5 protein-coding genes and 1 pseudogene are annotated in these 8,212 nt (G+C 62.7%); 1 reads left to right on the top strand and 5 read right to left on the bottom strand.

Translation table 11 applies throughout. The annotated features are described in order from the left end of the window. Both CGX12_RS18080 and CGX12_RS18075 read right to left on the bottom strand, forming a co-directional pair. A pseudogene (locus CGX12_RS18080) lies at window positions 1-476 on the bottom strand (bifunctional aconitate hydratase 2/2-methylisocitrate dehydratase); the annotation flags it as partial. A 212-nt stretch (window positions 477-688) separates the two neighbouring features. Further along, entirely contained in the window at window positions 689-2,932 is a 2,244-nt protein-coding gene (locus tag CGX12_RS18075; RefSeq protein WP_094041241.1) for a patatin-like phospholipase family protein, read from the bottom strand. 173 nt (window positions 2,933-3,105) lie between these two features. On the opposite strand from CGX12_RS18075, the gene CGX12_RS18070 reads away from it, so the two are divergent. Then, window positions 3,106-3,285 carry a hypothetical protein gene (locus CGX12_RS18070; protein WP_094041240.1) on the top strand — a complete coding sequence of 60 codons (180 nt, stop codon included), beginning with the start codon at window positions 3,106-3,108 and terminating at the stop codon, window positions 3,283-3,285. 101 nt (window positions 3,286-3,386) lie between these two features. Here the strand turns inward: CGX12_RS18070 and CGX12_RS18065 are convergent, their stop codons facing one another. The 3 genes from CGX12_RS18065 to CGX12_RS18055 all read right to left on the bottom strand — a co-directional run. Continuing rightward, a complete protein-coding gene (locus tag CGX12_RS18065) occupies window positions 3,387-5,261 on the bottom strand; it encodes a methyl-accepting chemotaxis protein (protein ID WP_094041238.1) in 1,875 nt (624 codons plus the stop codon). Window positions 5,262-5,629: 368 nt separating this feature from the next. Next, entirely contained in the window at window positions 5,630-7,057 is a 1,428-nt protein-coding gene (gene lpdA, locus CGX12_RS18060) for a dihydrolipoyl dehydrogenase (RefSeq protein WP_094041236.1), read from the bottom strand. Between the two features lie 153 nt (window positions 7,058-7,210). Further along, a partial coding sequence (locus tag CGX12_RS18055; protein WP_176442112.1) for a 2-oxo acid dehydrogenase subunit E2 occupies window positions 7,211-8,212 on the bottom strand: 1,002 nt, incomplete at its 5' end.

Below are 8,212 nucleotides of genomic sequence, written 5' to 3'. Positions count from 1 at the left end.
CGGCCCAGGAACCACTCGGCGTCGGCCCAGGACTGCAGCACCTGCTGGGCATGGACGTTGCCGGCCTTGGCCTTGTCGGCCACGTCGTGGAAGGCATCGAACATCAGCAGGGTGTGGGACAGGGCCTTGGCGGCGATGGGCGCCAGGGCGGCGACGTCGAGCAGTTCGATCAGCGGCTGGATGTTGTAGCCGCCCTGCATGGTGCCCAGCAGCTCGGTGGCCTGCTCGGGGGAGACCACGGGCGAGCTCACCTCACCCTTGGCCACGGCGGCGAGGAAACCGGCCTTCACATAGGCGGCTTCGTCGACCCCGGGGGGGATACGGGTGGAAAGGAGTTCATAAAGGAAGGATTCTTCGCCGGCGGGTGGGTTCTTGAGTAATTCAACCAGGGCGGCAACTTGCTCTGCATCGAGTGGCTTGGCGACCACTCCCTCAGCGGCACGTTCTTCGACGTGTTTACGATAGGCTTCAAGCACGACTGTATCCTCTTATTATCATTCGCCACCGTGGGCGGGAATATCCTTGTTGGGGGCTGGCGTCCCGTCCGGACGCCGCAGCAGTATATAAGTTTTAACCGCAAATTAAAATCCGGCCCCCCTACCCTTTGGTCGAATGATGAATTAACCCCATGTTTTTTATATGCTTTTGCACATCCGACCCGACACCTGCCACCAACAAGCCATTAACATCAAAAACTGAACAGATTGCCAAAATAGAGATAAAAACTGTTTTTATCCCCTTCGCCATGGCCATAAGCCAGATATAACGGCCCCCAGTTGGTATCCACACCGATAAAAACACTACCGGCTGTCAGCGAAGAGTCCCAGCCGACTTCCGCCCCCGAGTTCCATACCCCGCCCCGCTCCAGGGAGCCGCCCAGGTATACCGGCGAGCGGAAGGCGCCGAAGTCGTTGTCGAACCAGCGGTAATGGTAGAGCAGGCCACCGAAGCCGCTGTAACGGCCGCTGAGCTGGTCGCTCTGGTAGCCGGACAGGTTGAACAGGCCGCCCAGGCTGCGGGCGAAGGTGGGCACCGGCTGCTCGGCGCTGGAGCCGCCGAAGGCCAGCTTGCCGATCAGGGTGTGGCGACCGTAGGCATAGGGCCGCAGCCACTCCAGATCGTAATCCAGGCCGGTCGCGCTCTCCTTGCCGCCATTGAGATCCAGGCTGTTGCGATAGTAACCGAGGCGAAGCTCCCACGCCTGGCCCCGAGTGGGGAAGAAAACGTTGTCCAGGGTATCGTGGCTGAAGCGCACATAGGGCCCGAACGAGTCGATATCCAGCCGTTCGTCGATATTGCGCGCCTCGATGTCACCGACCAGCCCCTGAAAGCCCAGGGCCAGTTCGCTCCAGGGATGGAGGTTGTAGCCCAGTTCACTCAGCAGGCTCCAGGTGGCGTAGTCGAAGTCCAGGGTGGTCAGCGGCCGGAACAGCTCGGCCTGCGGATCCGAGGCGTCGAAGAAGAAGGTACGCCGGCGCTTTTCATATTCGCCCCGCACCTTCCAGAAGAAGTCGTAGTCGGTATCGAGCGGGGTATAGAACTCGGAGGCCAGCTGCTTGTTGCTGCCGAAGGTCGCCTCCGCCAGCCACTCCCCTCCCAGCATGTTGATATTGGTGCGGCGGAACTGGGCGCCTATCTCGTAGTTGGAGCGGCTGGAGAAGTCATCCTCCAGGGCGAACTTGAAATCGACGAAGCCGGGCCCCCAGCCCTTTTCGCTGGTCTGCACCGTCAGCACCTGCTCGCCCTCCCGCTCCTCGATGCGGTAGCTGACCCGCTCGAAGGCATCCAGGGCATAGAGGCGGCGCACGCCCTCCTCCAGATCCCGGGTCTGGTGGAACTGGCCCGGCACCACCCCCAGCACGTCGCGGATCACCGCCTCGCTCAGGCCGGAGTCATTCTCCACCAGGATGCGATCCAGGTAGACGGCGTCCGAACGCTGCAACTGGGCCCGCCGATCCAGCTTGTGGCTCTGGTAAGCCCGGTACTCCTCTTCGCTCAGCGCCAGGGCCTGCAGTTGGGGCAGCATGACGGTGGCCGCCGCCTCGCCGCGGGCGATGGCGTCCGGCATCAGGTTGAAATCCCCCACCCCGATACCGCCGATATTGGGAGCCAGCAGGATATCCCGCTCTGTCATCAGCGCCTTCTGCCGCTCGGTGCTGGAACGGGTCAGGTAGTTGGTGAGCTGGCCTATCATCGCCAGGGCGCTGTCGAGCCGGTCCCGGGACAGCATGGCGTCGCCGATATCCACCGCGATGACGATATCCGCCCCCAGTTCCCGGGCCACGTCCACCGGCATGTTGTTGACCACGCCGCCGTCGGCCAGCAGCCGGTTGCCAACCTCAACCGGCTGCAACACCCCGGGCACCGACATGGACGCCTGCATGGCGGTGGCCAGGTGGCCATCGCCCAGCACCACGGGGGTGACCGTTTCCATGTCGGTGGCCACGGCGCGATAGGGAATGGGCAATTCATCGAAGCTGTTCAGCCCCGGCAGGTTCAGGGTGCTCTGGCGCAACAGGGCGCCCATGCCCTGGCCCTGGAAGAAGCCCCCGGGCAGGCTCAGCCGCCACTGCGGGTCTATGCCGATATCGGTGCGCAACAGGAACTCGTCGTTCTGCCGCTTTCGCCGCAGCGACAGCTCGTCCCGTCCCACCTTGTCCTGGTAACCCTGGCTCCAGTCCAGGCTCAGCATCTGCCGCTCCAGTTCCTCCGCATCCAGCCCCAGGGCATACATGCCCGCCACATAGGCGCCCATGCTGGTGCCGGTGACGATGTCCACCGGAATGCGGTTGGCTTCCAGCACCTTGATCACCCCCACATGGGCCGCGCCCTTGGCGCCGCCGCCACTGAGCACCAGGGCGACCCTGGGACGTTCGGCCTGGGCCGGCAGGGCCCCCAGCAACAGGAGCAAGGGCAGCAGGTAACGATACATGGCGGTTCAACCAGGCAAGTAAAAGGTGATTGCATTGTAAGGCGGGAAAGGGGAAATGGGGATAGGCGCCGATGCCGGAGCTGCGACGAAGGGCGTCCGTGGCCGGCCCAAATCCCGCTGCGTCACGCCGCCGGTGACAGTAGAATGGCGCGCCGAACCAAAGGGAGCAAAACATGAAGAATCTGTGCATAGCGGTGTTGCTGATGGTCGGGCTCAGCGCCTGCTCCACGACCCTGGGGGTCAGGGATGCGGAGTTCCGTACCCGGGACGCCACCATCAGGATCAGCGACGGCGAGCGCCACCGAGGCGGCGGCTTCTGCCCGCCCGGCCAGGCGATGAAGGGCCGCTGCTAAGGCGCCGAAGGGCGAGATAAAACGTGAAGCGTGAGGTGAGAGGGATGAGGTCCCCCTCACCCTTTACCCCTCACGCCCCTCTCCTCCCCCCTCACCCAGCATCAGGCCGGCAGCCGGAAGCGACCGATCAGCCGCTGCAGCTCGGTGCCCAGGCGGGCCAGCTCAGAGCTGCTGGAGGCGGTCTGCTCGGTGGCCGCCGCCGAATGCTCCGACACTTCCCGGATGCTGAACACCGACCGGTTGATCTCCTCCGCCACCGAGCTCTGTTGCTCGGAAGCGGTGGCAATCTGGCTGTTCATCTGCTGGATATCGGACACCGAGCGGGTAATGGCATGGATGGAGTCACCGGCCTCGTTGGCGATGGCCACGGTTTCCTCCGCCATGGACGCACTCTTGCCCATCATGGTCACCGATTCCTGAGCCTTGCTCTGCAGGCCCTGGATCAGGGTTTCAATCTGGGAGGTGGCCTGCTGGGTGCGGCTCGCCAGGGCTCGCACCTCGTCGGCCACCACCGCAAAGCCGCGACCGTGCTCGCCGGCCCGGGCCGCCTCGATGGCGGCGTTCAGGGCCAGCAGGTTGGTCTGCTCGGCCACCCCCTTGATCACATCGAGGATGCTGCCGATATTCAGGCTCTCGCTTTCCAGCTGGTTGATGGTGGCCAGGGAACGACGTACTTCCTCGGCCAGCTCGTTGATATGGGCGATGGTCAGGGTCACCTTCTGATCCCCGGCGCTGGCATCGGAGTCGGCGGTGCGGGCCGAGCCGAAGGCGGTCTCGGCGTGGCGTGCCACCTCCTGCACCGTGGCGGCCATCTGGTTCATGGCGGTGGATACCTGCTCCAGCTCCATGCGCTGCTGGTTGACCCCGGTGCGGGTCTGCTCCGATACCGCCGACAGCTCTTCCGCCGAGGTGGCGATATGGGTGGCGCTGTTGCTGAGTTCGGACACCAGCTGGCGCAGGTTGAGGGTCATGGTCTGCATCCGGTCCATCAGCCGGCCCAGCTCGTCCTTGCGCTGGTGGCGGATATCCTGGCTCAGATCGCCCTCGGCGATGCGGTTGGCCTGGGACACCAGCAGCTTGAGCGGATTGATGATGCCGAGGGTGATCAGCCAGGCAAACAACACGCCCAGCACCAGGGCGGCGGCGGTGACCGACAGTATGATGATGCGCGACCAGTCACTCTGCCGGCTCATGCTCGCCTGCTGGTTGGCCAGCAGGGTGGCGGCGCCCTCGGCGATGCCCTGGGCCAGGACATCGATGCGCTCCTCCACCGCCACCAGGCCGTTGATCGCCTCGATAAAGCGCTCCTGCTGCTGTTGGAACTGCTTGAGCAGTTCATGCAGTTCCTTCACGTCCTCGTCGGGCCTCATGTTGATCCGGTTCTCCAGGGTCACCAGCAGGCCGCGCAGGCGGGAGGAAAGCTGCATGGCGTCGATCTCGTCCCGGCTCAGGGCGAAGTCCTTCTGGGTCAGGCGGATGCCCACCAGCCGAACCAGCCAGCTCATGGCACTGGAGTCGCTGGCGCTGAGGTACTCGGCCCGCTGCTGGGCGGAGAAGCCGATGCCGTTGAGGTCGAAAATCTGGCGCTGGGCGTCTTCGTTGAGGCTGGCCATCTGGGTCAGCTCTTCCTCGAAGTTGCGGGTGCCGTCCAGGATCTGTTCGGCCAGGGCCTGGTTCTCGGGCTCTGACAGCGACAGCTGCAGCTCTTCCGCCAGCGCCCGGGCCTGCTGCACGAGCTCCTTGGCCCGGTTGAGCTCTTCGGGATCGTCCTGCAGCAGGTAGTTTTTCTCATGCTGGCGGGCCTTGCTGAACAGCAGGTCGATGGCGCCGGCCTGCTCCAGCTTCTGGCTCCGGTCGAGCACCGATGACAGGGTGTAGAAACTGATGGCGGCGGTGGTGAGGGTCGCCAGCAGCACCAGTGCAAAGCCCAGGGTCAGTTTCACCCTGACACTCAGATGGCCTAATTTAGAGAGCATCTCGTATTCCTTTACTTGGTCGGAAATCGTTATTGTTGTTGTGACTGCTAACCATATCGGCTAATTGACAAAGATGTGAAGTCTTTCGTCGGAAAAGGTGATCTTTGACACAAATGGGACTGGAAGCCGGAAGCCGGAAGCCGGAAGCCGGAAGCCGGAAGCCGATAATGCCACCTCACCAAATGCCATTGCCAGTCTGGCAACCCGGTGTTCGGGGGCGGGAACAATTCGTGCAACCGGCTCGAACCGCCCCTCCCCCTGGCAGCGGCGCCACAGGCACCACGCCGGGGACAAACCAGGGGGAAGAAGCACAACAAAAACGCCCGGCCAAAGGGCCGGGCGCTGACAATACCGATACCAGGAAAAACTTATTTTTTCTTCTTGGCCTTGGGGTTCGGCAGATCGGTGATGGAGCCTTCGAAGATCTCGGCCGCCATGCCCACGGACTCGTGCAGGGTCGGGTGGGCGTGGATGGTCAGGGCGATGTCTTCGGCGTCGGCACCCATTTCGATGGCCAGGCAGATCTCGCCCAGCAGTTCACCGGCGTTGGTGCCCACGGTGGCGCCACCCAGGACGCGATGGGTGTCCTTGTCGAAGATCAGCTTGGTCATGCCGTAGGACGAATCGGAGGCGATGGCCCGGCCGGAGGCGGCCCAGGGGAAGCTGGCCACTTCGTAGTTCAGGCCTTTTTCCTTGGCTTCCTTCTCGGTCACGCCCACCCACGCCACTTCCGGCTCGGTGTAGGCGATGGAGGGAATCACTTTCGGGTCGAAGTAGTGCTTCATGCCGGCGATGACTTCGGCGGCCACATGGCCTTCGTGCACACCCTTGTGCGCCAGCATGGGCTGGCCCACGATGTCGCCGATGGCGTAGATGTGCGGCACATTGGTGCGCAGCTGCTTGTCGACATTGATAAAGCCGCGCTCGTCCACGTTGACGCCAGCCTTCTCCGCGTCCAGCAGCTTGCCGTTGGGAGTACGGCCGATGGCCACCAGCACGGCGTCATAGGCGATGGTCTTGCTTTCGCCCTTCTTGTCTTCCATGGTCACATGGATGCCGTCGTCCTTGGCTTCCACCTTGGTGACCTTGGTTTCCAGCATCAGGTTGAACTTGTCTTTCACCTGCTTGGTGAAGATCTTGATCAGATCCTTGTCGGCGGCCGGGATCAGCTGATCGAACATCTCGACCACGTCGATCTTGGAGCCCAGGGCGTGGTAGACGGTGCCCATTTCCAGGCCGATGATGCCGCCGCCCATGACCAGCAGCTTCTCGGGGATTTCCTTCAGCTCCAGGGCATCGGTAGAGTCCCAGATACGCGGATCTTCGTGGGGGATAAAGGGCAGCTTGATCGGACGGGAGCCGGCCGCGATGATGGCGTTGTCGAAGGTCACTGTGGTGTTGCCGCCCTCGCCTTCCACCACCAGGGTGTTGGCGCCGGTGAACTTGGCAAAGCCGTTGACCACCTTGACCTTACGCATCTTGGCCATGCCGCCCAGACCCTGGGTCAGCTGGCCGATGACTTTTTCCTTGTGGCCGCGGATCTTGTCCAGATCGATTTGGGGCTCGCCAAAGGTCACGCCGTGGCTGGCCATCATCTTGGATTCTTCAATGACCTTGGCGATATGCAGCAATGCCTTGGAAGGAATACAGCCGACGTTCAGACAAACGCCGCCCAGGGTTGAATAACGCTCGACCAGTACGGTTTCCAAACCCAGATCGGCGGCACGGAAGGCGGCGGAATAGCCGGCAGGACCCGCGCCCAGTACCACAACCTGAGCTTTGACTTCTTGACTCATGGTGACCTCTATTATGATTTTTTTGCCCCGTTCAAGCAGCGGCTGCTGGTTCGACCAGACTCATTACGACCACTACTAAATAAACGGGCTAAAGTTTACTGTTCTGCCTGTAAATTGAAAGTAAAAAGGCAGGCTTATGCCTGCCTTGTCACATTAAAGGGCCAAGCGGCGAAGGTCGCTCAGTACCCCACTCAGCATGGTGATGAAGCGGGCACCGTCGGCACCGTCGATCACCCTGTGGTCGTAGGACAGCGCCAGCGGCTGGATCAGGCGGGGCTCGAATTCCTTGCCGTTCCACACCGGCTTGATGCTGGACTTGGACACACCCAGGATGGCCACTTCCGGCGCGTTCACGATGGGAGTGAAGTGGGTGCCACCGATACCGCCCAGGGAGGAAATGGTGAAGCAGCCGCCCTGCATGTCGGCGGCGGTCAGCTTGCCGGCCCGGGCCTTCTTGGAGATTTCACCCAGCTCCAGGGCCAGCTCGCGAATGCCTTTCTTGTTGACATCGCGTACCACCGGCACCACCAGGCCGTTGGGGGTATCCACCGCCACGCCGATGTGCACGTACTTCTTCATCACCAGGCTCTGGCCGTCTTCCGACAGGGAAGAGCAGAACTTGGGATAGGCTTCCAGCGCCTTGGCGGCGGCCTTCATGATGAAGATAAGCGGGGAGATCTTGTAACCCAGCTTCTGCTTGTCGGCGATGGCGTTCTCGCTCTTGCGGAATTCTTCCAGCTCGGTGATATCGGTCTCGTCGAACTGGGTGACGTGGGGGATCTTGACCCAGTTGCGGTGCAGGTTGGGACCGGAGATCTTCTGGATGCGGGTCAGCGCCACTTCCTCGATTTCACCGAACTTGGCGAAATCGACCTTGGGCCAGGCCAGCACTTCCAGGCCGTTGCCGGCCACCGCCACGCCCGCGGGCTGGCTTTCGACCTTCTTGATGATGGCCTTGACGTAGTTCTGCACGTCTTCCTTCAGGATGCGCTGTTTCGGACCGGTCGGGCTGACCTTGGACAGATCCACGCCGAACTCGCGGGCCAGGCGGCGCACCACCGGGGTGGCGTGCACATAGGCGTTGTTCTCGACGAAGTCGCCCTTGGCGGCAGGCGCGGCGGCGGCCGGTGCTGCGGCTTTCGGGGCGGCGGCGGC

The organism is Zobellella denitrificans, from assembly GCF_002237365.1.
Taxonomy (GTDB): domain Bacteria; phylum Pseudomonadota; class Gammaproteobacteria; order Enterobacterales; family Aeromonadaceae; genus Oceanimonas; species Oceanimonas denitrificans.
This window is presented reverse-complemented; position numbering and strand designations above follow the sequence as displayed.

What these genes read in the sequence shown, in the direction of transcription:
- CGX12_RS18065 (WP_094041238.1), bottom strand. Translation starts at nt 5,261, where the DNA reads ATGCTCTCTAAATTAGGCCATCTGAGTGTCAGGGTGAAACTGACCCTG.
- CGX12_RS18070 (WP_094041240.1), top strand. Translation starts at nt 3,106, where the DNA reads ATGAAGAATCTGTGCATAGCGGTGTTGCTGATGGTCGGGCTCAGCGCC.
- lpdA (WP_094041236.1), bottom strand. Translation starts at nt 7,057, where the DNA reads ATGAGTCAAGAAGTCAAAGCTCAGGTTGTGGTACTGGGCGCGGGTCCT.
- CGX12_RS18075 (WP_094041241.1), bottom strand. Translation starts at nt 2,932, where the DNA reads ATGTATCGTTACCTGCTGCCCTTGCTCCTGTTGCTGGGGGCCCTGCCG.